This window comes from Hydrogenophaga sp. FW305-3-2-15-A-LB1 (genome assembly GCF_058787875.1).
Genome location: NZ_JBYTAE010000023.1, coordinates 1 through 26316 on the forward strand (window position 1 = coordinate 1; position 26316 = coordinate 26316).

Sequence of the window (26316 nt, forward strand, 5' to 3'; positions counted from 1 at the left end):
CCGCAGTCCCCGCCCCGCCCCTGCGCCTCACGGGGGCGCAGGCGCTGGTGAACGTGCTGCTGGCCGAGGGCGTGGACACGGTGTTCGGCATCGTGGGCGGCAAGCTCTCGCCGCTGTTCCATGCGCTCAGCCGCGAGCCGCGCATCCGCTTTATCGGCGTGCGCCACGAAGCCGCCGGGCCGATGATGGCCGCCGCCGTGCACGCGGGCACCGGCCGGCTCGCGGTGGCCGTGGGCGAGCTGGGCCCCGGCGGCCTCAACCTCGCCGCCGGCCTGGGCGTGGCTTTCAACAACAACCTGCCGCTGCTGGCCATCACCACCAACCAGCACCGCGCCTCGTCGTATCCGCACAGCGGTGTGTTCATGGACCTGGACACGGTGGCCGTGACCCGGCCTCTGACCAAATGGAACGCGGTCGTGCACGACGCGCGCCGCATGCCGGAACTCGCGCGGCGCGCCTTCCGCGAGGCCCTGGGCGGGCGGCCCGGCCCGGTGCACCTGGACATTCCGCAGGATGTGCTGGGCGAGGTGCACGCCTTCGCGGCCGACGAGTTCGACGTGGCCCCCCGGCGCTACCGCGCCACGCTCGGGCCGCGCCCGGCCCAGGCGGCGGTGGAGGCGGCGGTGCAACTGCTGCGCGGCGCGCAACGCCCGCTCATCGTGGGCGGTGGCGGCGTGGTGGCCGCCGGGGCCGCCACCGCGCTGCGCGCGCTGGCCCAGCGCCTGAACGCGCCGGTGGTGCCCACGCAGATGGCGCTGGGCGTGGTGCCCTCGGACAGCCCGCACTTCATCGGCCACGGCGGCATCATCGCGGGCGATTCGGTGAAACACGCCTTCGAGCGCGCGGACGTGATCCTCAGCGTGGGCTGCCGCTGGTCGTCGTGGATGTGGGACGCGCGCGGCGCGCTCGCGCGGCGCTACCACCGGCTCATCAACATCAACATCGACCCGTCCTCGCTCGGCCAGGCCGCGCTGCACGAGGTGGCCATGCAGGCCGACGCGGGCGAGGCGCTGCGCGACCTGCTCGCCGCCCTGGGCGACGGCGCCGCGCCGGCCGACGGCGCCTGGCTCGCCGAGCTGCGCGCGGCGCGCGCGGGGCACGAAGACCAGCTCGCGCTCATGGTGGCCGACCCCGACCCCGTGATGCACCCCGCCGCGCTGGCCAAGGCCCTGGGCGATGCGTTGCCGGCCGACGCGCTCGCGGTCTACGACGGCGGCCACACCACCTTCTGGAGCAACGACCTCACGCCGGTGCACGAGGTGCGCACGCGCTTTCACGAACCCGGCATGTCCCACCTGGGCTACGGCCTGCCGGCCGCGATCGCGCTGCAGACGCAGTTCCCCGGCCGCCCGGTGATCAACATCACCGGCGACGGCGCCTTCGGCTTCACGCTCAACGAACTCGACACCGCGCGCCGCCACCGCCTGCCGGTGATCACGGTGGTGCACAACAACGCGGCCTGGGGCGTGATCCGCATGGGCCAGAAGGCCGGGCTCGGCTTCGAGATGGCCACCGACCTGGAAGACACCGACTACGCGGCCATCGCGCGCGGCTTCGGCTGCCACGGCGAGGTGGTCACGCGCGCGGCCGACGTGGCCCCTGCCTTGCAGCGCGCGATCGCCTCCGGCCTGCCCGCCGTGCTCGACTGCCGCACCCGCTTCGTGCCACACCCGGCGGTGGGCGCGTTCGTGGGCATGAACAAATACGGTTTCGCCTCGCTCACCCGGCTCGACCCGCCCTGACACCGGGCGCCCCGTTTTCCACAACAACAGGAGACAAGACATGCAACGCAGAACCCTGCTGCGCGCCAGCGCCGCCTTCGGTGGCCTGGCCACCACCGGCCTGCCCGCGTTCGCCCAGGCCCCGGCCGCCAACGCCACGCTGTGGTCGGGCTTTCCGGTCGGCGGCGGCCTGGGCGACCAGGTCGCGCGCCCGCTGATCGACCAGCTGCGCGGCAAGTACCCGCAACCCATCATCTACGACAGCAAACCCGGCGCGGGCGGCCGCATCGCGGCCGAGTTCGTCAAGCGCTCGGCGCCCGACGGCAACACCCTGTTCGGCTGCCCGAGCTCGGTCATGACGCTGCACCCGCACGTGTTCAAGAAGCTGCCCTACGACACGCTGGCCGACTTCACACCCATCGCCGGGCTGTGCACCTACACCGCCGTCTTCACCGCCGGCCCGGGCCTGCCGGCCGAGATCCGCAGCGTGGCCGACTACCTGAAGTGGGCCAAGGCCAACCCGGCCCAGGCCAACTACGGCGTGCCGGCCACCGGCTCCTCGCTGCACCTGGCCGGCGCCATGCTGGGCAAGCAGTCGGGCGTGGACATGCAGGCCGTGCCCTACAAGGGCGGCGCGCCACTGCTCACCGACCTGCGCGGCGGCCAGATCCCGGTCAGCTTCAACGTGGTCAGCGAGGTGCTGCCGCACATCCGCGCGGGCAGCCTGCGCGCGCTCGCGGTCTCGGCGCCCACGCGCTGGAAGGCCCTGCCCGACACGCCCACGCTGACCGAGCTCGGCTACAAGGACGTGGCCTTCGTCGACTGGCTCGGCTGGTACGGCCCGGCGGGCATGGAGCGGGCCAAGGTGGCCGCGCTCAACACCGCCGTGAACGATGCGCTGGCCTCGGCCGCGATGAAAGACGTGATCGACAAGAACGGCCTGGAGGTCATGCGCGTCACGCCCGAGGGCCTGGCCAAGGCCATCCGCGAGAACCACGCCTTCTGGGCCCACGTGGTCAAGGTCACCGGCTTCAAGCCCGAAGACTGAGCGTGGCAAGATCGCGCGCCCCTTTTTTCACTTTCCGAACCGCCACCCCACCATGAGCCTCACCCTCGATCAAGCCCGGCAGATCCTCGACGCCGCCCTCGCCACCTCCAAGGACAAGGGCTACGCGCCGATGGCCATCGCCGTGCTCGACGCCGCCGGCCACCTCAAGGCCTTCGTCAGCGAAGACGGCGCCAGCATGTTCCGCTTCGACATCGCCCGGGCCAAAGCCTGGGGCGCGGTCGGCATGGGCGTGTCCAGCCGCACGCTGAGCGAGCGCGCCAAGGGCAACCCGAACTTCTTCGTCTCGCTCGCGGCCACGGCCGAGGGCAAGTTCCTGCCACAGACCGGCGCCGTGGTGATCAAGGATCCGCAGGGTCGGCTGCTCGGCGCGGTGGGCGCCAGCGGCGGCACCGGCGATGAAGACGAGCTGATCTGCCTGGCCGGCGTGGCCGCCGCCGGGCTGCAGGCCGGCTGATTCAGGCCTTCGGCAGGCCGCGCAACAAGACGTCGCAGAAGAACTCGGCCGGCGGCGAGAGCGGCAGGTCGGGCCGCCGCACCAGCACGATCGCCGGCGCCGGCAGCCGCTCGCGCACCGGGATCACCTCCAGCAGGTCGCGCGTCATCGCGAAGTCCATCCACTGCCGGGGCAGCATGGCCAGCAGGTCGGTCTGCACCAGCGCCACCTGCACCGACAGCGCCGAATGCGCGCTCAGCATCACGCGCGGCGCGGGCTGGCCGTGCGTGGCGAACAAGCGTGCCAGGTCTTCCTCGGCGTTGTAGTCGATGGTGGTGCTGGCCCAGTCGGCCCCGGCCAATGACTTCAGGCTGCGCACGCGCGCCAGCGGGTGGCCCTTGCGGCACACCACCACGCGGGTGTTGTCGCACAGGTGCTGCATGGCCAGACCCGGCGCGGTCTTCTGCCAGGGCGCCGCGCCGAGGTAGAAGTCCAGGCTGCCGTCGCGCAATGCGCCCTCCACCGCGGGCATCAGGCTTTCCGTGAGGTTGAGTTTGACCTTGGGGTAGGTCTTGCGGAACACCGACAGGGCATCGGGCAGCATGCCCAGGTGCGGCATGATGGACAGCGCCACCGACACCGTGCCTTCGTAGCCCGGCCCGGGGTGCTGCACCTCCTCGCGCGCGCGGCGCGCTTCGCTGGAGATCACGCAGGCCCGCCGGTGAAAGCGCACGCCTTCGGCCGTCAGCACCATGCCCGTGGTCTGCCGCGCGAACAGGCTCACCCCCAGCTCCCGCTCCAGCGCGCGCACGCTGCGCGTGAGCGCGGGCTGGGGCATGTCCAGCCGCCGCGCGGCCGAGCGCAGGCTGCCGTGTTCGACGATGGCCATCAGGTGCTGCAGCTGATCGAGTTTCATGCGCGGGTGTGTCTCCATGGGGATGCGATTTTCGTATCGCTTTCGCAATCACGCCATCTTATTGGAATCCTCGTGTTTGCCTAGAGTCCGCCTCAGCCCCACCGAGCGGGGACACCAAGACCAACGATCCGGAGACACGACATGACCTGCCTTTCCAGACGCCATGCCCTGCATGCGGCTTTCCTGCTGCTCATGCTGGGCAGCACCACCGCCATGGCCCAGGCCTGGCCCCACAAACCGGTGCGCATGATCGTGCCGGTGGGCGCCGGCTCCGCCCCCGACGTGATCGCGCGCATCGTGGGCGACAAGCTCGCCGCCGCCTGGGGCCAGGGCGTGGTGGTGGACAACCGGCCCGGCGCGGGCGGCATTCCCGGCATGTCGGCGCTGGCCCGCTCGGCGCCCGACGGTTACGCCATCGGCTTCGTGCCGGCGGCCATGGGCACCATCACGCCGCTGGTGTTCAAGAACCCGCAGTTCAACCCCGACACCGACCTCACCCCGGCCGCGACGGTGGGCATCAGCCCGCTGATGCTGGTGGTGCCGGCCGCCAGCGACATCCGCTCGGTGAGCGACCTCGCGAAACACGCCAAGGCCCAGCCCGGCAAGGTGAACTTCGCCGCGCCGCAACTCAACTCGCTGCCGCACCTGGCCGGCGAGATGGTCAGCAAGGCCGGCGGCATGGGCATGTTCACCGTGCCCTACCGCACCCCGCCGGAGGCCGTGGCCGCCGTGCTCGCGGGCGACGCGCTGCTCACCGTGGACGGCGTGCCGGGCCTGCTGCCGCACGTGAAGTCGGGCCGCCTGCGCGCGGTGGGCGTCACCTCGGCCAAGCGCCTGCCGGGCATCGACGCCCCCGCCGTCGCGGAGACCTACGCCGGCTACGAGGCCATCGGCTGGTTCCAGATCATCGTGCCCGCCGGCACGCCGGCCGCCATCGTCGAGCGCATCAACGCCGACGTGAACCGCATCACCGCCTCGCCCGAGGTCACCGCGCGCCTGGGCGAGCTGGGCGTGTACCCGCGCCAGGACAGCGTGGCCGGCGCGCGCGAGTTCTTCGTGCAGCAGCAGGCCGCGATGAAACACCTGGTGACCGAACTCGGCGTGCAGCCGCAATAAGCCGCCTCAACCCCACCGCCCGAGGGCACCGGTCACGCCGGTGTCCGGGATGAACTCACCCTTTCAACTGGAGAAACCCACCATGACCCCACGCAAAAAAGCCCTCGTGACCGGCGGCGGCACCGGCATCGGCCGCAGCGCCGTGCTGGCCCTCGCCCAGGCCGGTTACGACGTCGCCATCAACTACGCCTCCAGCGCCAAGGCCGCGCAGGCCGTGGCCGCCGAAGCCCAGGCCCTGGGCGCGAAGACCCTGCTGCTGCAATGCGACGTGAGCGACGACGCCGCCGTGCGCCAGATGCTGGCCCAGGTGGGCGAGGCCTTCGGCCACCTGGATGCGCTGGTCAACAACGCCGGCACCACCGCGACCTGGAAGGTGAAAGACCTGGAGAGCCTGAAGATCGACGAATGGGACCGCACCTTCGCGGTCAACGTGCGCGGCAACTTCCAGGTGAGCCGCGCGGCCGTGCCTCTGCTGCGCCAAGGCAAGGCGCAAGGCGGCGAGCCCTGCATCGTCAACACCGCGAGCATCGTGGGCCTGCGCCCCGGCCCGCAGCCCTTGCCCTACGCCGCGAGCAAGGCCGCCGTGGTGAGCCTGACCAAGATGCTGGCCTGGAACCTCGGCCCGGACATCCGCGTGAACGCCGTGGCCCCGGGCTGGATGGAAGGCGACTGGATGGAGCGCATGCTGGGCGACAAGTACGACGCCCTCATGGGCGCGCGCGCCAAGGCCACGCCGCTCAAGCGCTGCGTGACCGCCGACGACGTGGCCGAGGTGATGCTCAACCTGATCCAGGGCATGCGCTTCGTGACCGGCGAGGTCGTCGTCATCGACGGCGGCTTCACCAGCTCGACCTGATCGAACCACCCAGGAGACCCACCATGCTTGAAGGATTCGTTCCCTTCCCCCCCGAGTACGCCGCGCGCTACCGCGCCAAGGGCTACTGGCGCGACCAGTCGCTGGCGCAGGAGTTCGACGCCGTGTTCCAGCGCTACGCGGACCGCATCGCGCTGATCGATGGCGACGTGAGCTTCACCTACGCCGAGCTCGACCGCGCCACCACCAACCTGGCGCTGAACCTGCTCGAACTCGGCCTGACACCGCTGGACCGCGTGGTGCCCACGCTGCCCAACGTGCACGAGTTCGTGCTGCTGTACTTCGCGCTGCAGAAGATTGGCTGCATCCCGATCGCGGCGCTGGTCACGCACCGCTACGCCGAGATCAGCCAGTTCGTGCAGCTCTCGGGCGCGACCACCTGCGTCTACCCGGACACGGCGGGCGACTTCGCCTTCGCCCCGGTGATCGCCCGCGTGCAGGCGGAAAACCCGTCGCTGAAATTCCGCCTCGTGCTCGGCGAGGCCGGCCCGGGCGAGGTTTCGCTGCGCGAGCTGATTCACCAGCCCGCCACGCTGCCGGCCTCGCGCCTGGCCGAGATCCGCATCGACCCGACCGACCCCTGCATCTTCCAGCTCTCGGGTGGCACCACCGGCATCCCCAAGCTGATCCCGCGCACCAACAACGACTACGCCTACAACTCCAAGGTGGCCGCCGAGGTCACGGAGATCGACGCCGAGTCGGTGCTGCTGCTGGTGCTGCCGATCGCGCACAACCTGCCGCTGGCCTGCCCGGGCATCCAGGGCTTCCTGTTCCGGGGCGCCAAGGTGGTGCTGCACGCCAACACGCGGCCGAGCGAGATGTTCGCGCTGATTCAGAAGCACCGGGTGACGCACCTGAAAGTGGTGCCCGCGCTGCTGATCCGCCTGATCAACGACGACGCGGCCGAGGCCTTCGACCTCTCCAGCCTCAAGCTGATCCAGAGCGGCGGGCAGCGCATGCAGCCCGAGGTGCGCGCGAAGACGCGCGCGCTGATCCCCGGTGTGTTCGTGCAGGAGAACTTCGGCATGTCCGAAGGCACGCTGATGTTCGTGCGCGCCGGCGACCCGGAAGAGGTCAAGCTCGAGACCTGCGGCCGCCCGGTGTGCGACGACGACGAGGTGCTGCTGCTCGACGAAGAAGGCCGCGTGGTGCCCGACGGCGAGGTGGGCGAATTCACCGTGCGCGGCCCCTACACGTTGCGCGGCTACTTCGGCGTGCCCGAGTACAACGCGCGCCAGTTCACGCCCGACGGCTTCTACCGCTCGGGCGACCTGATGCGCAAGCACCCCTCGGGCAACTACATCGTGGAGGGGCGCAAGAAGGACCTGATCAACCGGGGCGGCGAAAAGATCAGCGCCGAAGAGGTGGAGAACCTGATCCTGATGCACCCCGCCGTGCAGAACGTGGCCTGCGTGCCCATGCCCGACGCGGCCCTGGGCGAAAAGATGTGCGCCTTCGTGATCCTCAAACAGGGTCAGTCGCTGCACCTGAAGGAACTCGTGGGCTTCCTGCTCACCAAGGAAATCGCCAAGTTCAAGCTGCCCGAGCGCCTGGAGGTGCTGCCGGATTTCCCGGTCTCCACCTTCGGCAAGGTCTCCAAGAAGGCCCTGGGCGAACTGATCGCGCACAAGCACGCGGAAGAAGAGGCCGCGCGCCGCGTGCCCCACTGAACACCGAAAGAAAAGAGCCCCCATGCGAATCATCGACCTGCACTGCTACCCCGGCACCCCGACCTGGATCGAGTCCCAGGGACCCTACCCCGCCGAACTGGCCCGCTACTGGAAACGGGACTGGGTCGGCAAGACCGAAGACGAGGTGATCGCCGAGTTCACCGGTGCCGGCGTCGAGGCCTGCCTCGTCGCGCTGGACCTGGAGACCACGGTCGCCGCGCCGCCCTGCACCAACGAATACGTGCACGGCATGTGGAAGCGCCACCCGAAGCGGGTCATCCAATGCTGGGGCGCGGTGGAGCCGGCCAAGGGAGAGATCGCGATGATCCAGGCCCGCAAGGCGATCCGCGAGCTGGGCTTCATCGGCTTTCACTTCCATCCCATCATGCAGCACTTCGCCGTGAGCGACCGGCGCTACTACCCGCTGTTCGAGGAGATCAACGCCATGGGCGCGGCGGTGATGGTGGACGTGGGCACCACCGGCATGGGCGCCGGCATGCCGGGCGGCAACGGCGCGCTGGTGCGCCACGCCCACCCCAAGCACATCGACCAGCTCGCCGCCGACTTCCCGAACCTGAAGATCATCATGGCCCACCCCGGCTGGCCCTGGGTCGACGAGACCACCGCCGTGGCCTTGCACAAGGGCAACGTGTACTGGGAGATGTCGGGCTGGGCGCCCAAGCATTTCCCGGGCAACCTGAAGGTGGACATCCGGGGCCGGCTGCAGGACAAGATCATGTTCGGCAGCGACTACCCCAGCCTGCCCTACGAGCGCATCCTGCGCGAGTGGGACGAGCTGGGCTACAAGCCCGAGGTGATGGAAAAAATCATGCACGGGAACGCCGAGCGCGTGCTGGGCCTGTGAGCATGGACGCCTACCTCTGCGACGGCGTGCGAACGCCGATCGGCCGCTACGGCGGCGCGCTCTCGGGCCTGCGCACCGACGACCTCGGTGCCCTGCCCCTGCAGGCCCTGCTGGCACGCCACCCTTCGCTGGACCCGGCGCTGATCGACGAGCTGATCTACGGTTGCGTCAACCAGGCCGGCGAAGACAACCGCAACGTGGCGCGCATGAGCGCGCTGCTCGCGGGCCTGCCGGTGGAGGTGCCGGCGGTCACGGTCAACCGGCTGTGCGGCTCGGGCCTCGAAGCCGTGGCGCAGGCGGCGCGCGCGCTGCACGCGGGCCAGGCGCGGATCGCCGTCGCTGGCGGCGTGGAAAGCATGAGCCGCGCGCCGCTGGTGATGCCCAAGCCCACGGCCGCGTTCTCGCGCCACGCCGAGGTGCACGACTCCACCATCGGCTGGCGCTTCGTGAACCCGCGCATGGAGGCGCTGCACGGCGTGGACAGCATGGGCGAGACGGCCGAGAACGTGGCCCGGGAACACCGCATCTCGCGCGCCGACCAGGACGCCTTCGCGCTGCGCAGCCAGCAGCGCGCCGCGGCGGCACAACAATCGGGTGTGCTCGCGCAGGAGATCGTGCCGGTGTCGGTGCCCGGCCGCAAAGGTGCGGCCACGCGGGTGAGCGTGGACGAGCACCCGCGCGCCGACACCACGGCCGACAGCCTGGCCGCGCTCAAGCCCGCGTTCCGCCAGGGCGGCACCGTCACCGCCGGCAACGCCTCGGGCGTGAACGACGGCGCGGCCGCGCTGCTGATGGCCAACGAAGCGGCGGCGCAGCGCCACGGCCTGCGGCCGCTCGCGCGCATCGTCGGTTGCGCGAGCGCCGGCATCGCGCCGCGCGTGATGGGCTTCGGCCCCGTGCCCGCGGTGCACAAGCTGCTGGCGCAGACCGGCCTGCGGATGCGCGATTTCGACGTGATCGAACTCAACGAGGCCTTCGCGGCCCAGGGCCTGGCCGTCACGCGCGCGCTCGGCCTGCCCGACGACGCACCGCACGTGAACCCGAACGGCGGCGCCATCGCCTTCGGCCACCCGCTGGGCATGAGCGGCGCGCGCCTGGTGCTCACTGCGGCGCGGCAGCTGCAGCGCAGCGGCGGGCGCTACGGCCTGGTCACCATGTGCGTGGGCGTGGGCCAGGGCGTGGCCATGGCGATCGAACGCACGGGAGACACGCCATGAACGATCGACCCATCCGCTTCGAGCGGCGCGGCCATGTCGCGCTGCTTACCCTCGACCGGCCGGACACGCGCAACGCCCTGAGCGGCGAAGCCATGTTCGCGGCGTTCGAACAGACCTTCGCCGCACTGAACGCCGACCTGGGCGTGCGCGTGGCCATCCTCACCGGCGGGGGCACGGCCTTCTGCTCGGGCGGCAACGTGGCCGAGATGCGCGACCGCACCGGCATGTTCGCCGGCTCGCCCGAGCAGATCGCCCAGGGCTACCGCGAGGGCATCCAGCGCATCCCGCGCGCCTTCGAGGCGCTGCAGGTGCCCATCATCGCGGCGGTCAACGGCCCGGCCATCGGCGCCGGCAACGACCTGGCCTGCATGTGCGACCTGCGCATCGCATCGACCAACGCGCGCTTCGCCGAAAGCTTCGTCAAGGTCGGCATCATCCCCGGCGACGGCGGCTGCTGGCTGCTGCCGCGCGTGATCGGTCACGCGCGCGCGGCCGAGATGGCGCTCACGGGCGACACCATCGACGCCGAAGAGGCCCTGCGCTTCGGCCTGGTCTCGCGCGTGGTCGCCCCCGAGGCGCTGCTCGACGAGGCGTTCCGCCTGGCCGGTCGCATCGCGGCCAACCCCCCGCAGGTGCTGCGCTGGACGCGCCAGCTGCTGCAGCAGGCCCGCACCGGCACGCTGGACGAAGCGCTGATCGCCGCCGGCCGCCTGCAAGGCCTGGCCCACCACACAGCCGACCACGCCGAGGCGGTGGCCGCGTTCTTCGAGAAGCGCGCGCCCACGTTCACAGGTGGTGCGGCATGAGCGAGCCCATCCTGCTGGAAGAACGGCCCTTCGACGGCGTGGCCCTGCTGCGCCTGAACCGCCCCGAGGTGTTCAACGCGCTCAACCTGGCCTTGCGCCACGCGCTGGCCGAGGCCTTTCGCCGGCTGGACGCCGACCCCTCGGTGCGCGTGCTGGTGCTGGCCGGCGGCCCGCGCGCCTTCTGCGCGGGCGCCGACTTGAACGAGTACGTGGACGCCACGCCCATGGACCTGCTGGCGCGCCGGCACGACCTGCTCTGGGGCCCCATTGCCGCCTGCCGCAAACCGGTGATCGCGGCGGTGCGCGGCCACGCGCTGGGCGGCGGCTGCGAACTGGCCTTGCACGCCGACCTGATCCTGGCCGGGCGCAGCGCGCGCTTCGGTCAGCCCGAGGTGAAGGTGGGCATCATGCCCGGCGGCGGCGCCACCCAGCGGCTGACGCGCGCGCTGGGCAAGTTCGGTGCGATGAAGCTGCTGCTGCTCGGCGAGCCGATCGGCGCGGAGGCCGCCCTGCACGGCGGCCTGGTGGCCGAGGTGCTCGACGACGACGCCGTGGATGCCACCGCCCTGGCGCTGGCGCAACAGCTGGGCGAACTGCCGGCGGTGGCGCTGCGCCTGATCAAGGAGTCGGTGCTGATGGCGATGGAGACGCCGCTGTCGGCCGGCCTGGAGTACGAGCGCAACGCTTTCCAGACCGCCTTCGCCAGCCCCGACAAGCACGAGGGCATGCGCGCCCGGCTGGACAAGCGGCCCGCGCGGTTTTCCCGCTAGGGCCGCAGCCCCTCGTTCGCCTCGCGCCGGTTCACCTCGTGGAACAGGCCGCGCAGCCAGCGGTTGGCCGGGTCGTGCTGCATGCGGCGGTGCCAGAACTGCTGCACGTCGATCACCGGCACCGCGAAGGGCAAGGCGATGCGGCGGATCGCGATGTGGCGCTCCATCACGGTCGCGATGTCCTCCGGCACCGTGGCCACGAGGTCGGTGCCGGGCAGCAGCGAGAGCAGGCTCATGAAGTGCGACAGCTCCAGCGTCACGTGGCGCTGCCAGCCCTTGTCGTCGAGGTAACGGTCCAGCAGGTGCTCGCGCCCGTCGGGCCGCACCACCACGTGCCGCGCCGCCAGGTACTGCCGCTGCGTCATGCGCTCCACCGCCGGCCCGGCGTGCGCGCAGGTCACACACGCGTAGGAGGTCTTGAACAGCGCCTGCTGGAAGAAGCCGGCCTTGTGCAGGTCGGGGAAAAAGCCCACGGCCAGGTCGCCCTCGCCCGACTCCAGCGCCTCGGCGGCGGCGAAGCGCGTGCGCGCCGTGGCCCGCAGGCGCACCTGCGGCGCCTCCTGCCGCAGGCGGCGCAGCACGCCGGGCAGGAAGGCCACTTCGCCGATGTCGGGCGTGAGGATGGTGAAGGTGCGCTCGGCGCGCGCGGGGTCGAAGCTGGCCTTCTGCAGGATCTCGGCGTTGATCGCCTCCACCACCCGGTGCACCGCGGGCGCGAGCTCCATGGCGCGCGGCGTGGGCTTCATCTGCGCGCCGGCGCGCACGAACAGCGCGTCGTCGAACACGGTGCGCAACCGCGCCAGCGCCGCGCTGGTGGCCGGCTGGCTCAGGCCCAGGGCTTCGCCCGCGCGGCCCACGCTGCAATGCCGGGCCATGGCGTCGAACACCACGAGCAGGTTCAGGTCCACGGTTCGAATATCCATGGCATGGATTCTATGAATCCATGGAGGCGTCTGGTCATCCATGGCGTTGATCCCTAGCATCCGCTGCGGATTCATCCCAACACCATCGGCACCGCACGCACGGCGCCCAGGAGACAAGACCATGAAACGCAGAGACTTCGCGGGAGCCGCACTCCTTTTGCCGCTGGCGGGCGCCTTGCACGCCCAGGCCCCGGCCTGGCCGCAGCGGCCGGTGAGATTCATCCTGTCGCAGCCGGCCGGCGCCGGCCCCGACATCCTGGCGCGCTACATCGGCGAGCAACTCGCCCGCCTGTGGAACCAGGGCGTGGTGGTGGAGAACCGCCCGGGCGGCCAGAACGTGATCGGCGCGCAGGCCGCCGCGCGCTCGGCCGCCGACGGCTACACCTTCTACTACGCCACCACGGCCGCGATGGTGACCAACGCCTTCACCTTCAAGGCCCTGCCCTACGACCCGGTGAAGGACTTCGCGCCGGTGCGCCTGGTGGGCCGCAGCCCCTTCGTGATCGCCACCAGCAGCGCCGCGCCGTTCAAGGACCTGGCCCAGGCCCTGGCCGCCGCCAAGGCGCAGCCGGGCGCCGTCACCATCGGCACCGAAGGGCCCAAGACCTTCTCCGGCATGCTGGCCGACAGCGTGGCCGTCAAGGGCGGTGTGAAGCTCAACCACGTGTCGTACACCAAGGGACCGGAAGCGATCCAGGACCTGATCGGCGGCCGCATCCAGCTGGTGTGCCTGCCCGACGCGGCGCTCACCGCCTTCATCAAGAGTGGCCAATTGCGCGCGCTGGCGATCAGCACCGCGCAGCGCCAGCCCGACATGCCCAATGTGCCGGCGCTCGCCGAAACCTTCCCCGGTTTCGAGTACACCGGCTGGAACGGCCTCTTCGCGCCCGCCGGCACGCCGGCCGACGTGGTGGCCCGCGTGAACCGCGACCTGGAGACCGTGCTGCGCCAGCCCGAGGTGGCGCAGCGCCTGCAGACGCTGGGCTCGCTGGCCGAACCGAAGATGTCGGTGCCCGAGTTCGAGGCCTTCATGCGCGGCGAGCACGAGCGCTGGCGCGAGGTGATCAAGTCCCTCGGCATCACGGCGGAGTGAACGGAATGAGCGGCGTGGCGGCACGGGCTTCCTGCACCTGCGGCGGCATCGACGTGCATGCGCACGTCGTGCCCGAGAACTTCCCGGCCTACATCGGCCGCAGCATGCCGGCCGACTGGCCGTCGATGGCGCCGGCGCAGCCCTGCCACCGCCACGTGATGATCGCGGGCAAGAACTATCGCACCGTCGCCGACAAGTGCTGGGACGTGCCCAAGCGCCTGCAGGACCTGCCCGGCATGGGCCTGGCCCTGCAGGTGATGTCGCCCATGCCCGAGCTGCTGTCGTACTGGATGCCGGCGGCCGATGCGCAGCAGCTGCTGCGTTTCCTCAACGACCAGATCGCCGCCATGGTGGACGCCGGCGGCGGCCAGCTGGCCGGCCTGGGCGCGGTGCCGCTGCAGGACGTGGACCTCGCCATCCGCGAGCTGGAATACGCGGTGAAGACGCTGGGCTTCGCGGGCGTGGAGGTGGGCAGCAACATCAACGGCGTGCCGATCGGCGCACCGGTGTTCGACCCCTTCTTCGAGGCCTGCGAGGCACTGGGCGCGGCGGTGTTCGTGCACGCCATCCGCCCCGCCGGCATGGAGCGCCTGGTGGGCCCCGCGCCCCTGCAGCAGGTGATCGCCTACCCCGGCGACGTGGGCCTGGCCGCCGCCTCGGTGATCACCGGCAACCTGCTGGTGCGCCGGCCGAAGCTGCGCATTGCGTTCAGCCACGGCGGCGGCACGCTGGCTTCGCTGCTGCCGCGCCTGCAGCAGGGCTGGGGCGTGTTCCCGGCGCTGCGCGACAGCGTGCTCGAAGCCCCGGCCAAGCAGGCGCGCCGCCTGTTCTACGACACCCTGGTGTTCGACACGCCCACGCTGCGCCACCTGGTGGCCAGCTTCGGCGACACGCAGCTGATGGTGGGCACCGACCACCCCTTCAACTTCCACGACCACACGCCGGTGCAGCGCATCGAGGCCGCTGGCTTCGATGCCGACACCACCGCGCGCCTGGTGCACCAGAACGCCGAGCGTTTCCTCGGCCTGCCGCACAAGAAAGTGAGCACCCCATGAGTTCCCCCTGGATCGAGGCCGTGCGCAGCGTGGCCCTGAACGTGCCCGACCTGGCGCAGGCCGAAACCTTCTACACCGAGGTCTGGCGCCTGAGCGTGGCGCACCGCGGCGAGCAGGCGATCTGCCTGCGCGGCACCGGCAGCGACCACCACCTGCTCGCGCTGCACGCGGGCGGCCCGGTGCCGCAGATCCGCCAGGTCACGCTGCGCGCGCGCAGCCTCGACGCGCTGCGCGCCGTGGCCGAGGCCGTGCCGCGCGCGGGCGGCACCCTGCTCTCGCCCATCGGCCCGCTGCGCGACGACCCGGCCGGCGGCACCGGCCTCACGCTGCGCGACCCGCACGGCCGCGTGATCCAGGTGGTGCACGGCGATGCGCGCGCCGAGGACACCAGCCCGCAACGCGACCAGCCCGCGCGGCTCACGCACGTGGTGCTCAACAGCCACGCGGTGGACGACACGCAGCGCTTCCTCACCGAGGCCCTGGGCTTCACGCTGGCCGACCGCACCGTGGCCATTGCCTTCATGAACTGCAACCACGACCACCACACGCTCGCGGTGGGCGTGGCCGACAACGACGCGCTCAACCACATCGCCTTTCTGATGCCCGACGCCGACTCGGTGATGCGCGGTGGCGGCCGCATGAAGGACGCCGGCCACCCCATCGAATGGGGCCCCGGCCGCCACGGCCCCGGCAACAACCTCTTCAACTACTTCATCGACCCCTTCGGCATCGTCATCGAGTACACGGCCGAGGTCGAGCAGGTGGACGACAGCTACGTGCCCCGGGGCCCGGCGGAATGGAAATGGCCGCCCGGCCGCGTCGACCAGTGGGGCATTTCGCCGCCGCCCGGCGCCACGCTCAAGGAAGCGCAGCGCCGCGTGCTGTTCGCCCCCATGCCCTGAACCCGTTTTTTCTCCGCAACCTGACCGCACCATGAAATTCACCACCTACCTGCGCGATGGCGCGCCACGCCTGGCCGTCGTCGACGGCGCCGACTTCGTCGACCTGCACGACGCCCAGCCCCAGGTGCCCGCCGACCTGCGCGCCGCGCTGAAGGCCGGCGTGGACCTGCACGCCGCCGCGAACGCCGCACTGGCCGGCCCTTTCAAGCGCCAGGCGCTTGCCGGTGCCGCGCTCGCGCCGCTGGTGCCCGAACCCGGCAAGACCGTGTGCCTGGGCCTCAACTACTTCGACCACGCCAAGGAAGGCGGCCGCGAGAAACCCGACTACCCCTGGTTCTTCTACCGCGGCAGCTCCTCGCTGATCGCGCACGGCGACGCTGGCGTGGTGCCCCGCGTCTCCGGCAAGTTCGACTACGAGGCCGAGCTCGCCGTCGTCATCGGCCGCACCGTGCCGCGCCACACCACGCAAGCGGATGCGCTGCAATACGTGTTCGGCTACAGCTGCTTCAACGACATGAGCGTGCGCGACTACCAGAAGCGCACGCCGCAATGGACCATCGGCAAGAACTTCGACGGCACCGGCGGCTTCGGCCCGGTGCTGGTGACGGCCGACGAACTGCCGCCCGGTGCCGCCGGCCTGAAGATCCAGGGCCGCCTCAACGGCCAGGTGATGCAGGACGCCAACACCAGCGACATGATCTTCAGCGTGGCCGAGACCATCGCGCTGCTGGCCGAGGTGCTGACGCTGGAAGCCGGCGACGTGATCGTGATGGGCACGCCCGCCGGTGTCGGCCAGGCGCGCACGCCACCCGCCTGGATGAAGGCCGGCGACACCTTCGAAGTGGAGATCGAGCGCATCGGCACGCTGGTCAACCCCATCGTGAACGAACAGGCCTGACCATGCAGCAGCGCGTCTTCGATGTCGCCATCGTGGGCTGCGGGCCCTCGGGCGTGGTGGCCGCCGGCCTGCTGGGCCAGGCGGGCCTGAGCGTGTACGTGTGCGACCGGCTCACCGACGTGCACCAGATCCCGCGCGCCATCGCGCTGGACCACGAGATCATGCGGGTGTTCCAGCAGCTCGGCGTGGCCGATGCGGTGGCACCGTTCTGCGAACCTTTCACGCCCTCCGAGTACTTCGGCGTGGACGGCCAGCTGATCCGCCGCATGACCATGGTGGCGCCGCCCTTTCCGCAGGGCCACACGCCCTCGATGGTGTTCACCCAGCCCGAGGTCGAGAAGGTCCTGCGCGCGCGCGTGGCGCAGTTGCCCAACGTGGTGGTGGAACTCGGCGTGGAGATGACCGGCCTCACGCCGCACGACCAGGGCGTGGACCTCGCCATCGGCGGTGCGCAGGGCGAGCCCGCCCGCACCGTGCGCGCGCAATACACCATCGCCTGCGACGGTGGTTCCAGCGCGGTGCGCACCGCGCTGGCCATGCCGCTGGAAGACCTGGACTTCGACGAACCCTGGCTGGTGGTGGACGTGCTCATGAACGAGCGCGGCCTGGCCAAGCTGCCCCAGGTCAGCGTGCAGTACTGCGAGCCCGAACGGCCTTGCACCCTGGTCATCGGCCCGAAGAACCACCGCCGCTGGGAAATCTCGCTCAACCCGGGCGAAGACCCGAAACACGCCGCCACGCCGGAGGAAACCTGGCGCCTGCTCTCGCGCTGGATCACGCCCGAGGACGGCACGCTGTGGCGCCAGTCGAGCTACCGCTTCCACGCCCTGGTGGCGCAGCAATGGCGCCGGGGCCGCGTGTTCCTCGCGGGCGACGCGGCGCACATGCAACCGCCCTTCCTCGGCCAGGGCATGTGCCAGGGCATCCGCGACGTGAGCAACCTCGCCTGGAAACTCGCGGCCGTGCTGCGAGGCGAGGTGTCCGGCGCGAGCGCCGAGGCCCTGCTCGACAGCTACGGCGACGAGCGCAAGGCCCACGTGCGCGAACTCACCAGCCGCATCAAACACGTGGGCGCGGTGATCTGCGAACGCGACCCGGTGAAGGCCCGGGAGCGCGATGCGGCCATGCTGGCTCAATGCGGCGGCGTGGTGAAGGACACGCCGCGCCAGGACATCCTGCCCGCACTGACCACCGGCTGGCTCGCACCGCAGGAGCACGCCGCGCGCGGCAGCCTGTTCCCCCAACCCTGGCTGCTCAGCGGCCCGCAGCGCCAGCGCATGGATGCCATCGCCGGCAACGGCTGGCGGCTGGTGCTGGCCCCCGGCCAGGCCGTGCCCGGCGGGGCGGGCGCCCTGCCCTGGTTGCGGTGTGTGGCACTCGGCACGGTGGGTGCGCTGGAGACCGACGGCGTGGCCGAAGCGTGGCTGCAGCGCCACCAGAGCGTGGCGGCGCTGGTGCGGCCGGACAACTATGTGTATGGCGTGGCCGGCACGACCGACGAAGTGGCGGCGATGGTGTCGGCACTCGCCACGCGACTGGGCGTGGCGGCCGAGGCCTGCGCGGCCTGAGGCCAAGCCGGGCGCAGCGCCTCCACCCAATCCTCGAACGGCGGCGCGCCCGACTCCGCCCGGCGCAGCACGGCCGCCGGGTGGTGCACCACCCAGACCGGCAGGCCATCGGCCCGCACCTGCCAGCGCCCCAGGTTCTGCGCCACGCCCACACTCCCGCCGAGCAGGCTGGACGCGGCGGTGGCGCCGAGCGCGATCACCGCCTGCGGCTGGACGAGGCGGATCTCCGCTTCCAGCCACTGCTCACACGCTTCGGCCGCGCGCTGGCCGGGCGTCTTGTGCAGGCGCCGTTTCCCGCGCGCCAGAAAGTGGAAGTGCTTGACGGCGTTGGTGAGGTAGATCGATTCCACCGGCCAGCCGAGCTCGGTGATGGCGCGCCGCAGCAGCGCGCCCGCGGGCCCGACGAAGGGGCGGCCCGCGAGGTCTTCCTGGTCGCCCGGTTGCTCGCCCACGATCATCAGGCGCGCGCCCACGCGGCCTTCGCCCCAGACGACCTGGGTCGCGCTGCAGGCCACCGGGCAGTCCGTGCAGTGGCGCGCGCGGCGACCCAGGTCGTCCAGCTGCTCCTGCGGTGTGCGCGGTGCGCGCGCCGCCGCGCGAGGCGTGCCGATGGGCAGGCGGCGCTGCGACTCGCTGGCCTGCGCCACCATGCGCGCGCTGCGCTGCGGCGCGGTCTGGATCAGTTCGGTGATGGCCTGCGTCTCGGGCAGGTTGTGCCAGTAGCGGCGCGGCATCTCGCGCAGCATGGCGGCGGTCTTGAGCCGCGAAGGGTTGAAGATGCTGCGGTAGTAGTCGAGCCACAGGGCTTCGCCGGCGTCGGGCGGTGGCGCGCGCGAGCGGTCCACGCCGGGCGAGAACACAAGGCTTTCGCGGTTCCAGTGCACACACAGGCGCGGCGTGAGGATGGCCCAGCGCATGGCGGCGAACCGCTGCGCGAAAAAAGGTGCGGCCGCGCGCACGATGTGATGCACCGGCTCGAACCAGGCCACATAGCGCGTGTCGCCGCCATCGCCGTCCTCGATCTGGCGGAAGCGCACGAAGGCGTGCATCTTGTGGATCTCGCGCCGCACCTCGCGCGCCATGCGCTCGAGCGCGAGGCGACGGGGGTCCAGGGCGTCGCGCCAGCGGCGGGGGTCGGCCTTCACATCCAGCGCGAGCTCGTGCAACCGGCGGAAGCGCTCGGGGTGCGCGTGCTGCGCCACCGTGTCGGCCAGGTCCATGGCCTCGGCCGGCAGGTTTCGCAGGGCGCGCAGGGGCACGGCTTCGGGCGGCGGTGCGCTGGTGGGCGAAGCCGCGTCCTCGCCCAGCAGATCGCCCTGCCCTTCGGTGCCGTCGCGCCACACCACGTCGCGCGGCTCGGCGCCGCAGGCGATCAGCGCCGACAGCGCGCGCAGCGAGGCGGGCACGTCGTTGGCGTCGTACTCGATCTGCCAGCGCATGGGCGTCTCAGGCAGCGGCGGGCGCTTCGGCCCAGCCGAACAGATCGGGTTGCTCGCCCACGGCGGGTGAGCGAGACCGTGGCCGAGCGAGGGGGGCCAGCGGCACCGCGCCGGGCCGGTGGTCCGGCAGGTGCACGAAGTCCAGCGCCTTGCGGCCCGCCGTGCCCAGGCGCTCCATGTCGGCGCGCCGCACCTGGCGCACGCGCCGCGCGTCGAGCAGGCGCTGCACCGAGTGCGCGCCCAGCCCGGGCACGCGCAGCAGGATCTCGCGCGGCGCGCGGTTCACATCCACCGGGAACCACTCCGGGTGCGCGAGGGCCCAGGCGAGCTTGGGGTCCATGTCCATGGACAGCATGCCGCCGGGCAGCACGAGTTCGCTCGCGTCGAAACCGTAGAAACGCATCAGCCAGTCGGCCTGGTACAGGCGGTGCTCGCGCACCAGCGGCGCGGCCTGCCCGGGCAGCCGGGCGCTGGCGTGCGGGATCGGGCTGAAGGCGGAGTAGTAGACGCGCTTGAGGCGGTAGCCCGCGTAGAGCCCGGCGCTGACCTGCAGGATGCTGCGGTCGTCCGACGCGTCGGCGCCGACGATCATCTGCGTGCTCTGGCCGGCGGGCGCGAAGCGCGGCGGTGGCGCGCTGGCGGCGGGCCGGCCGGGCAAGGAGCGGATCTGTTGCGCCTGCGTCTTCTGCTCGCGCGCTTCGTCCAGCTTCAGGCGGATGCCGGCCATCGACTGGCGGATCTGCTGGCTGCTCTTGCCCGGCGCGAGCGCGTCGAGCGAGTCCTGGCTGGGCAGCTCGATGTTGATGCTGAGGCGGTCGGCGTAGCGCCCGGCGCGCGCGAGCAGGGCCTCGTCGGCATCGGGGATGGTTTTGAGGTGGATGTAGCCGCGAAAGCCGTGCACCTCGCGCAGCTGGCGGGCCACCTCCGCGAGCTGCTCCATGGTGTAGTCGGGCGAGCGGATGATGCCGGAGCTCAGGAACAGGCCCTCGATGACGTTGCGGCGGTAGAAATCGAGCGTAAGGTTCACCACCTCTTCCACGCTGAAGCGGGCGCGCTCGACGTCGCTGGAGACGCGGTTGACGCAGTAGAGGCAGTCGTACACGCACCAGTTGGTGAGCAGGATCTTGAGCAGCGAGATGCAGCGCCCGTCGGGCGCGTAGCTGTGGCAGATGCCCATGCCCTCGTTCGACCCCAGGCCCTGCTGGTCGCTCGAATCCCGGCGCGTGCCGCCGCTGGAGGCGCAGGAGGCGTCGTACTTCGCGGCATCCGCGAGGATGCGGATCTTGCGGGCGACGGACATCATGCTGTAATTTTATACAGTATCTCGTCCGGGCGCTCGCCGGCTGTCACTTGGCGGCCGTCTTGCCCTACAGCGCGCCGATCACACCGAGGCCGGCAGGAGCAGTTTTCTGCTGACGAAGTTCTACGTGAAGGACTTCGCCGAGAACCTCATGATGCATTTGCTGGTGGAGGACGTGGACGCATGGTGGGCGCACGTCGAGGCGCAGCGGTTGGGCGAGCGCTACGGTGTGCGCGCCGAGCCGCCCGAAGACCGGCCCTGGGGCATCCGCGATTTCATCCTGAACGACCCGGCGGGCGTGTTGTGGCGCATCGGGCAGGACATCGAGGCGGCGTAGCCGATCAGCAAAGGCCTGCTCACACCTTCGAGAAGTCCGGCTTCCTGCGCTCCATGAACGCGCCAAACGCCTCGCGCGCGGCCGGCTCGCCCAGCATGCGGCCGAAGCTCGCGCCCTCTTCGGCCATCACGGCCATCACCTGTGGCGTCTGGTGCTTCTTCATCAGGCGCTTGGTCTCGATCAGCGCGCTGATGGGCTTGGCCGCGAGCTTGCGGGCCACGGCCTGCGCATAACCGGCCGCCTCCATCGGGGGCAGCACGCGGTTGACCAGGCCCACTTCCAGCGCGGCTTCGGCCATGAAGGGCTCGCCCAGCAGCAGCGCCTCGGCCGCACGGTGGTAGCCCAGCATCTGTGGCACCAGCAGGCTGGACGCGGCCTCGGGGCACAGGCCGAGGTTGACGAAGGGCATGGAGAAGGCGGCGTTGTCGCCGGCGTAGACCAAGTCGCAATGGAACAGCATCGTGGTGCCCACGCCCACGGCCGGGCCGCACACCGCCGCCACCAGCGGCTTGGGAAACTGCGCGATGCCGCGCAGGAAGCGGAACACCGGCGAATCCGTGCCGGCCGGCGGGTTGTTGAGGAAGTCGGCGATGTCGTTGCCGGCCGAGAAGATGGTCTCGTTGCCCTGGAGCACGACGCAGCGCACGGCGGCGTCGTCCTGCGCGGCCTGCAGCGCGTCGGCCAGCTGGCCGTACATGGCGGCGGTGATGGAGTTCTTCTTGTCGGGGCGGTTGAACGTGAGGGTGCTGACGCCGGCTTCGGTGTGGACGAGGATGTCGCTCATGGGTGTCTCTCAGTGTGCGAAGAAAGGACCCGCAAATTACCACGAACGGGCGTGCTTTTTTGAAGCGGGCCTCCCAGGGGCTGACCGGTGCGTGACAGGGTGTTTCCGGCCACGCCCGGGACACGGCCGCCGCCTACACTTGCCGCTTCCGGGCGCCATGGCGCCGCCGTTGTCCACAGGTGCCGTTCCATGCCAGCCCGACTCACCGCCCTTCTCGTCCATGGCCTCGCCGGCGCGCTCGCCCTGCTGCTGACCGGCGCACCCGCGCTGGCGCAGCAGGCACCCGCACCGAAGGCCGAGCGCCCGCGCGTGGGCCTGGTGCTCTCGGGCGGCGGGGCGCGCGGCTTCGCGCACGTGGGTGTGCTCAAGGCGCTGGAGGCGGCTCGCGTGCCGGTGGACCTGATCGTGGGCACGTCCATGGGCGCGATCGTGGGCGGGCTGTACGCCAGCGGCATGACGGCGGACGAGCTCGAGCGCGAGATCCTGGCGGTGAACTGGGGCGACCTGTTCGACCGCCGCGAGCCGCGCCAGCTGCTGTCGCAGCGCCGCAAGGAAGAGGACTTCGAGCTCTCGCCGGTGCTGATGCTGGGTTTTCGCGACGGCGCCTTCGTGCTGCCCACGGGCGCGGTGTCCACCCGCTCGCTGGAAATGCTGCTGCGGCGCTACACGCTGTCCACGCGCCACCTGGCCAGCTTCGACGGCCTGCCCACGCCGTTTCGCGCGGTGGCCACCGACATGGAGACCGGCAAGGCCGTGGTGCTGGACCGCGGCGATCTGGCGGCCGCGCTGCGCGCGAGCATGTCGGTACCGGGCGTGTTCTCGCCGCTGGCGGTGGACGGGCGCATCCTGGGCGACGGCGGGCTGGTGGACAACCTGCCGGTGGCCGTGGCGCGGCGCATGGGCGCGGACGTGGTGATCGCGGTCAACATCGGCACGCCGCTGGCCGGGCGCGAGACGCTGGGCAGCGTGGTGGGCATCACCACGCAGATGGTGAACATCCTGACCGAGCAGAACGTGCAGGCCAGCATCGCCACGCTGACGCCGAACGACCTGCTGCTGACGCCGCCGCTGGGGCAGCTCACCTCGTCCGATTTCGGCCGGGCGCCCGAGCTGGTGAAGATCGGCAACGACTACGCCAAGACGGTGGGGGATGCGCTGGCCCGGTTCTCCGCGGACGCGCCGCGCTACGAGCGCTGGGTGGCCGCGCGCGAGGCGCAGGAGAAAGCCAACACGGGGCGCATCGGCACCGTGGCCTCGGTGACCTTCGAAGGCGTGAACGAGATCCGCGCCGAGCGCCTGGCCACCGCGCTGGACACTTCGGAAGGCCAGCGGCTGAACGTGCCCAAGCTGGAGAACGACCTGCAGCGGCTCGCGGCCATGGGCGACTTCGAGGCCGTGGACTACACCCTGACGCGGCGCGAGGACGGCGCCGAGGACCTCAAGGTGCACCTGCGCGAAAACACCTGGGGCCCGAACTACCTGCGCGTGGGGCTGGACCTGCGCACCGACTTCCAGGGCCAGGGCGCGTTCAACCTGCGCATCAGCCACAACCGGCACTGGCTCAACGACACCGGCGCCGAGTGGCGCAACCGGGTGCAGGTGGGCGAGACGCTGGGCCTCTATTCCGAGATCTACCAGCCGCTGACCCTGCGCAGCGACCGCTTCGCGGCGGCCTACGTGGACGCGAACCTGCGCAAGGTGGAGCTGTTCGGCACCGAGGGCGAGGCCCTGGCGCTGGTGCAGCGGCAGAGCCTGCGCGTGGGCGCCGACATCGGCTGGCCCATGGGCCTGCTCGGCAACGTGGGCGACATGCGCGTGGGCCTGGTCGCGGCGCAGCGCAAGGTGACGCCGGAGCTGCTGGCCGCCGCCATCCCGGCCGGCGCCACCACCTCGCTGAAGTGGCGCGAGGTCGGCGTGCGCGGCGCGGTGATCGCCGACCAGCTGGACTACGCGAACTTCCCCTCGCACGGCTACCGCGCGCAGGGCGAGGTGGTGTTCGGCCGGCGCAGCTTCGACGGCGCGCCCAGTGGCAGCTTCACCAGCTTCGAAGGCACGGCCACGGCCGTGAAGAGCTGGGGCCCGCACACCTTCAACTTTGGCGCACGCCTGGCGAAGACGAGCCAGATCCCGCTGGGCGCGATCGACGAGTATTCGCTCGGCGGTTTCCAGCAGCTCTCGGGCTACCGCGTGGGCCAGGTGGCGGGCAACTACCTGGTGTTCGGCCGCCTCACCTACTACCAGCGCCTGCCCTGGAGCGTGGGCGTGGCGCGCGCGCTGTTCGTGGGCGGCTCGCTGGAGGCCGGCAACGCCTGGACGGCGCGCCGGGACATCTCATTGGGCGACCTGCGCGCGGGCTCCAGCCTGTTCGTGGGCGCGGACACCGGCATCGGCCCGCTCTACCTGAGCATCGTGAGCGCGCCGCGCGGCTACACCGGTCTCTACCTGTTCCTCGGCAGACCCTGAGCGCGGGTCACTCCTTGTAGTAGACGATCTGGTGCGTGGTCGCCAGCAGCACACCGGCCTCGTTCCAGAGCTGCGCGGTCTGGTCGAAGAAGCCGTTGCGGAAGGCCTGGGCGCGCGCCTGCGCGAGCAGCCAGCCGCTGCCGGTGGCGGCGTGTTCGGCCGACCCGGCGTGGAAGTACACCGTCATGGACACCGTGCCCGTGGGCACGCGCGTGGCGCGGCGCAGCCAGATGCGCGGGTAGAACACGTCGGCCAGCGCGGACAGGCTGGTGAAGTCGAGCCCGCGCCGCGGTTCGTCGCGCACCCACATCTGGATCAAGCTGGTGTCGCCCTGGCCGTCCCAGCGCTCGGGGATGATGCCGGTGACAAAATGCATGGCGTAGCGCTGAGGCCAGGCCACCTGCGGCGCGATCGAGGCCCGCGCGATGCGGTCGGGCGAAGGCACGTCGGGCATGGGCTCGTCGTCCACGCCCCAGGTCTCGCGCCGCACGGCGGTGACGGCGGTGGCCGTGAGCACGGTGACGGGCGCGCCGCTCGCATCGGGCTGGGTGATCTCCATCACCCAGTGCTGCGTGGAGCGGTTGGTGCGCACCGGCCGCGCGGTGACGGCGAATTCACCATCGGCCAGCGCGGCGGCGTAGTTCACCGTGAGCGAGATCGGCTCGCCCAGGCGCTCGGGGTGCTGCATCACCGACTGCATGGCCGTGGCGGCCGTGATGCCGCCGAACGGCCCGACCATGTTGGCGTAGGCGGGCGAGGTGGCGCCGCGGTATTGGTGGGCGCCGGTGGGGTGCAGCGCGACGGCCTGGTCGAGAGCGTGTGTGGTGGTCATGCGATGAGTGTGCAAGAAGGCGCGCGAGCGCGCCGTCCTGCCCGCGACACGGTGCTCAGACCCGCTCGAAAATGCCCGCGGCGCCCTGGCCCATGCCGACGCACATGGTCACCATGCCGTACTTCTTGTTGTGCCGCTTGAGCGCATGCACCACGGTGGCCGATCGGATGGCGCCGGTGGCGCCCAGCGGGTGGCCCAGCGCGATGGCGCCGCCCATGGGGTTGACCTTGCTCGGGTCCAGGCCCAGGGTGTTGATGACGGCGAGCGACTGCGCGGCGAAGGCCTCGTTGAGCTCGATCCAGTCGATCTGGTCCTGCGTGAGGCCGGCGTATTTCAGCGCGGCGGGAATCGCCTCGATCGGGCCGATGCCCATCAGGTGCGGCGGCACGCCGCGCGAGGCGTAGCTCACGAAGCGCGCCAGCGGCGTGAGGCCGAAGCGCTTGATGGCCGCTTCGCTGGCCAGGATGAGCGCGCCCGCGCCGTCGCTGGTCTGCGAGCTGTTGCCGGCGGTGACCGAGCCGCGCGCGGCGAACACCGTGCGCAGCTTGGACAGGCCTTCGATGGAGGTGTCGGGCCGCGCGCCTTCGTCCAGGCTCACGGTGCGCGTGCTCGTGCTGACCTCGGCGCTTTCCAGATTGACGCTGCGTTCGGTCACTTCCACCGGCGTGATCTCGTCGCTGAACTCCCCGTTCTTCATGGCCAGCACAGCGCGCTGGTGCGACTGCAGGGCGAAGGCGTCCTGCGCCTCGCGCGAGACCTTCCACTTCTGCGCCACCTTCTCGGCCGTGAGGCCCATGCCGTAGGCGATGCCGTAGCTCTCCACGTCGTCGGTGTTGCGGAAGATGGTGGGCGAGAGGCTGGGCGAGTTGCCCATCATGGGCACCATGCTCATGCTCTCGGTGCCGGCGGCGATCATCACGTCGGCCTCGCCCACGCGGATGCGGTCGGCCGCCATCTGCACGGCCGAGAGGCCCGAGGCGCAGAAGCGGTTGACGGTGATGCCGCCCACGCTGTTGGGCAGGCCGGCCAGGATGGCGCCGATGCGCGCCACGTTCAGGCCCTGCTGGGCCTCGGGAATGGCGCAGCCGCAGATCACGTCCTCGATGGCCTTGGGGTCCAGGCCCGGGGCCTGCGCCAGCGCCGAGCGCAGCGCCAGGGCGAGCATGTCGTCCGGGCGCAGGTGCTTGAAGGAACCCTTGTGCGAACGGCCGATGGGGGTGCGGGTGGCGGCGACGATGTAGGCGTCTTGAATCTGTTTGCTCATG

The 26316-nt window shown here is 71.1% G+C and carries 24 protein-coding genes; 17 read left to right on the forward strand and 7 right to left on the reverse strand.

The features are described from left to right. The 3 genes from AC3WPZ_RS09095 to AC3WPZ_RS09105 form a co-directional block, all read left to right on the forward strand. Positions 1-1742, forward strand: a 1742-nt coding sequence (locus AC3WPZ_RS09095; protein WP_492439278.1) for a thiamine pyrophosphate-binding protein, incomplete at its 5' end; no start/stop codon positions are given. A gap of 40 nt (positions 1743-1782) precedes the next feature. Beyond that, a complete protein-coding gene (locus AC3WPZ_RS09100) occupies positions 1783-2769 on the forward strand; it encodes a Bug family tripartite tricarboxylate transporter substrate binding protein (RefSeq protein WP_382321907.1) in 987 nt (328 codons plus the stop codon). A gap of 52 nt (positions 2770-2821) precedes the next feature. Then, entirely contained in the window at positions 2822-3244 is a 423-nt protein-coding gene (locus AC3WPZ_RS09105; RefSeq protein WP_492439280.1) for a GlcG/HbpS family heme-binding protein, read from the forward strand. A gap of 1 nt (position 3245) precedes the next feature. Here the strand turns inward: AC3WPZ_RS09105 and AC3WPZ_RS09110 are convergent, their stop codons facing one another. After that, positions 3246-4139 (reverse strand): LysR family transcriptional regulator, encoded by an 894-nt coding sequence (locus AC3WPZ_RS09110; RefSeq protein ID WP_382154232.1) that lies wholly within the window; start codon positions 4137-4139, stop codon positions 3246-3248. Between the two features lie 141 nt (positions 4140-4280). On the opposite strand from AC3WPZ_RS09110, the gene AC3WPZ_RS09115 reads away from it, so the two are divergent. From AC3WPZ_RS09115 to AC3WPZ_RS09145, 7 genes are all read left to right on the forward strand, one after another. Then, entirely contained in the window at positions 4281-5255 is a 975-nt protein-coding gene (locus tag AC3WPZ_RS09115; protein ID WP_492434125.1) for a Bug family tripartite tricarboxylate transporter substrate binding protein, read from the forward strand. Positions 5256-5337: 82 nt separating this feature from the next. Further along, positions 5338-6111 carry an SDR family NAD(P)-dependent oxidoreductase gene (locus AC3WPZ_RS09120; RefSeq protein WP_382321911.1) on the forward strand — a complete coding sequence of 258 codons (774 nt, stop codon included), beginning with the start codon at positions 5338-5340 and terminating at the stop codon, positions 6109-6111. Positions 6112-6134: 23 nt separating this feature from the next. Next, the gene (locus AC3WPZ_RS09125; protein WP_492439282.1) at positions 6135-7799 is read left to right on the forward strand and encodes a (2,3-dihydroxybenzoyl)adenylate synthase; all 1665 of its coding nucleotides are present in this window, start codon (positions 6135-6137) and stop codon (positions 7797-7799) included. A gap of 22 nt (positions 7800-7821) precedes the next feature. Then, positions 7822-8664 (forward strand): amidohydrolase family protein, encoded by an 843-nt coding sequence (locus AC3WPZ_RS09130; RefSeq protein WP_492439284.1) that lies wholly within the window; start codon positions 7822-7824, stop codon positions 8662-8664. A gap of 2 nt (positions 8665-8666) precedes the next feature. Next, complete coding sequence (pcaF, locus tag AC3WPZ_RS09135) at positions 8667-9881, forward strand: 3-oxoadipyl-CoA thiolase (RefSeq protein WP_492439286.1); 1215 nt, start codon at positions 8667-8669, stop codon at positions 9879-9881. Continuing rightward, positions 9878-10687, forward strand: a complete 810-nt coding sequence (locus tag AC3WPZ_RS09140) for a crotonase/enoyl-CoA hydratase family protein (RefSeq protein ID WP_492439288.1) — start codon at positions 9878-9880, stop codon at positions 10685-10687. The genes pcaF and AC3WPZ_RS09140 overlap by 4 nt, the downstream gene beginning before the upstream one ends. Further along, positions 10684-11457 (forward strand): enoyl-CoA hydratase-related protein, encoded by a 774-nt coding sequence (locus AC3WPZ_RS09145; protein WP_492439290.1) that lies wholly within the window; start codon positions 10684-10686, stop codon positions 11455-11457. The genes AC3WPZ_RS09140 and AC3WPZ_RS09145 overlap by 4 nt, the downstream gene beginning before the upstream one ends. Here the strand turns inward: AC3WPZ_RS09145 and AC3WPZ_RS09150 are convergent. Beyond that, entirely contained in the window at positions 11454-12380 is a 927-nt protein-coding gene (locus tag AC3WPZ_RS09150) for a LysR family transcriptional regulator (protein ID WP_492434116.1), read from the reverse strand. The genes AC3WPZ_RS09145 and AC3WPZ_RS09150 overlap by 4 nt on opposite strands. Positions 12381-12501: 121 nt before the next feature. On the opposite strand from AC3WPZ_RS09150, the gene AC3WPZ_RS09155 reads away from it, so the two are divergent. From AC3WPZ_RS09155 to AC3WPZ_RS09175, 5 genes are read left to right on the forward strand one after another with little or no spacing between them, the layout of a single operon-like run. Further along, on the forward strand, positions 12502-13473 hold the full coding sequence (locus AC3WPZ_RS09155; RefSeq protein ID WP_444687418.1) for a Bug family tripartite tricarboxylate transporter substrate binding protein: 972 nt from the start codon (positions 12502-12504) through the stop codon (positions 13471-13473). A 5-nt stretch (positions 13474-13478) separates the two neighbouring features. After that, positions 13479-14528 (forward strand): amidohydrolase family protein, encoded by a 1050-nt coding sequence (locus AC3WPZ_RS09160; protein WP_382328219.1) that lies wholly within the window; start codon positions 13479-13481, stop codon positions 14526-14528. Then, positions 14525-15430 carry a VOC family protein gene (locus AC3WPZ_RS09165; RefSeq protein ID WP_492434112.1) on the forward strand — a complete coding sequence of 302 codons (906 nt, stop codon included), beginning with the start codon at positions 14525-14527 and terminating at the stop codon, positions 15428-15430. The genes AC3WPZ_RS09160 and AC3WPZ_RS09165 overlap by 4 nt, the downstream gene beginning before the upstream one ends. 31 nt (positions 15431-15461) lie before the next feature. Beyond that, the gene (locus AC3WPZ_RS09170; RefSeq protein WP_382321921.1) at positions 15462-16328 is read left to right on the forward strand and encodes a fumarylacetoacetate hydrolase family protein; all 867 of its coding nucleotides are present in this window, start codon (positions 15462-15464) and stop codon (positions 16326-16328) included. A gap of 2 nt (positions 16329-16330) precedes the next feature. After that, a complete protein-coding gene (locus AC3WPZ_RS09175) occupies positions 16331-17896 on the forward strand; it encodes a bifunctional 3-(3-hydroxy-phenyl)propionate/3-hydroxycinnamic acid hydroxylase (RefSeq protein WP_382321922.1) in 1566 nt (521 codons plus the stop codon). Here the strand turns inward: AC3WPZ_RS09175 and AC3WPZ_RS09180 are convergent. Both AC3WPZ_RS09180 and AC3WPZ_RS09185 read right to left on the reverse strand, forming a co-directional pair. Beyond that, entirely contained in the window at positions 17797-19335 is a 1539-nt protein-coding gene (locus AC3WPZ_RS09180; protein ID WP_492439293.1) for a UdgX family uracil-DNA binding protein, read from the reverse strand. The two genes, AC3WPZ_RS09175 and AC3WPZ_RS09180, sit on opposite strands and share 100 nt — an antisense overlap. Before the next feature lie 7 nt (positions 19336-19342). Further along, positions 19343-20635 carry a putative DNA modification/repair radical SAM protein gene (locus tag AC3WPZ_RS09185; protein ID WP_382325733.1) on the reverse strand — a complete coding sequence of 431 codons (1293 nt, stop codon included), beginning with the start codon at positions 20633-20635 and terminating at the stop codon, positions 19343-19345. 127 nt (positions 20636-20762) lie between these two features. Here AC3WPZ_RS09185 and AC3WPZ_RS09190 point away from each other — a divergent pair, with 127 nt between their 5' ends. Further along, positions 20763-20972 carry a VOC family protein gene (locus AC3WPZ_RS09190; RefSeq protein WP_382321925.1) on the forward strand — a complete coding sequence of 70 codons (210 nt, stop codon included), beginning with the start codon at positions 20763-20765 and terminating at the stop codon, positions 20970-20972. Positions 20973-20991: 19 nt separating this feature from the next. Here the strand turns inward: AC3WPZ_RS09190 and AC3WPZ_RS09195 are convergent, their stop codons facing one another. Beyond that, positions 20992-21756 (reverse strand): enoyl-CoA hydratase, encoded by a 765-nt coding sequence (locus tag AC3WPZ_RS09195; protein ID WP_382154180.1) that lies wholly within the window; start codon positions 21754-21756, stop codon positions 20992-20994. A gap of 189 nt (positions 21757-21945) precedes the next feature. On the opposite strand from AC3WPZ_RS09195, the gene AC3WPZ_RS09200 reads away from it, so the two are divergent. Continuing rightward, entirely contained in the window at positions 21946-24219 is a 2274-nt protein-coding gene (locus AC3WPZ_RS09200) for a patatin-like phospholipase family protein (RefSeq protein WP_492439296.1), read from the forward strand. Between the two features lie 7 nt (positions 24220-24226). Here the strand turns inward: AC3WPZ_RS09200 and AC3WPZ_RS09205 are convergent, their stop codons facing one another. Both AC3WPZ_RS09205 and AC3WPZ_RS09210 read right to left on the reverse strand, forming a co-directional pair. Beyond that, the gene (locus AC3WPZ_RS09205) at positions 24227-25051 is read right to left on the reverse strand and encodes an acyl-CoA thioesterase (RefSeq protein ID WP_444687424.1); all 825 of its coding nucleotides are present in this window, start codon (positions 25049-25051) and stop codon (positions 24227-24229) included. Positions 25052-25106: 55 nt separating this feature from the next. Next, entirely contained in the window at positions 25107-26315 is a 1209-nt protein-coding gene (locus tag AC3WPZ_RS09210) for an acetyl-CoA C-acyltransferase (protein ID WP_382321929.1), read from the reverse strand. Between the last annotated feature and the right edge of the window lies 1 nt (position 26316).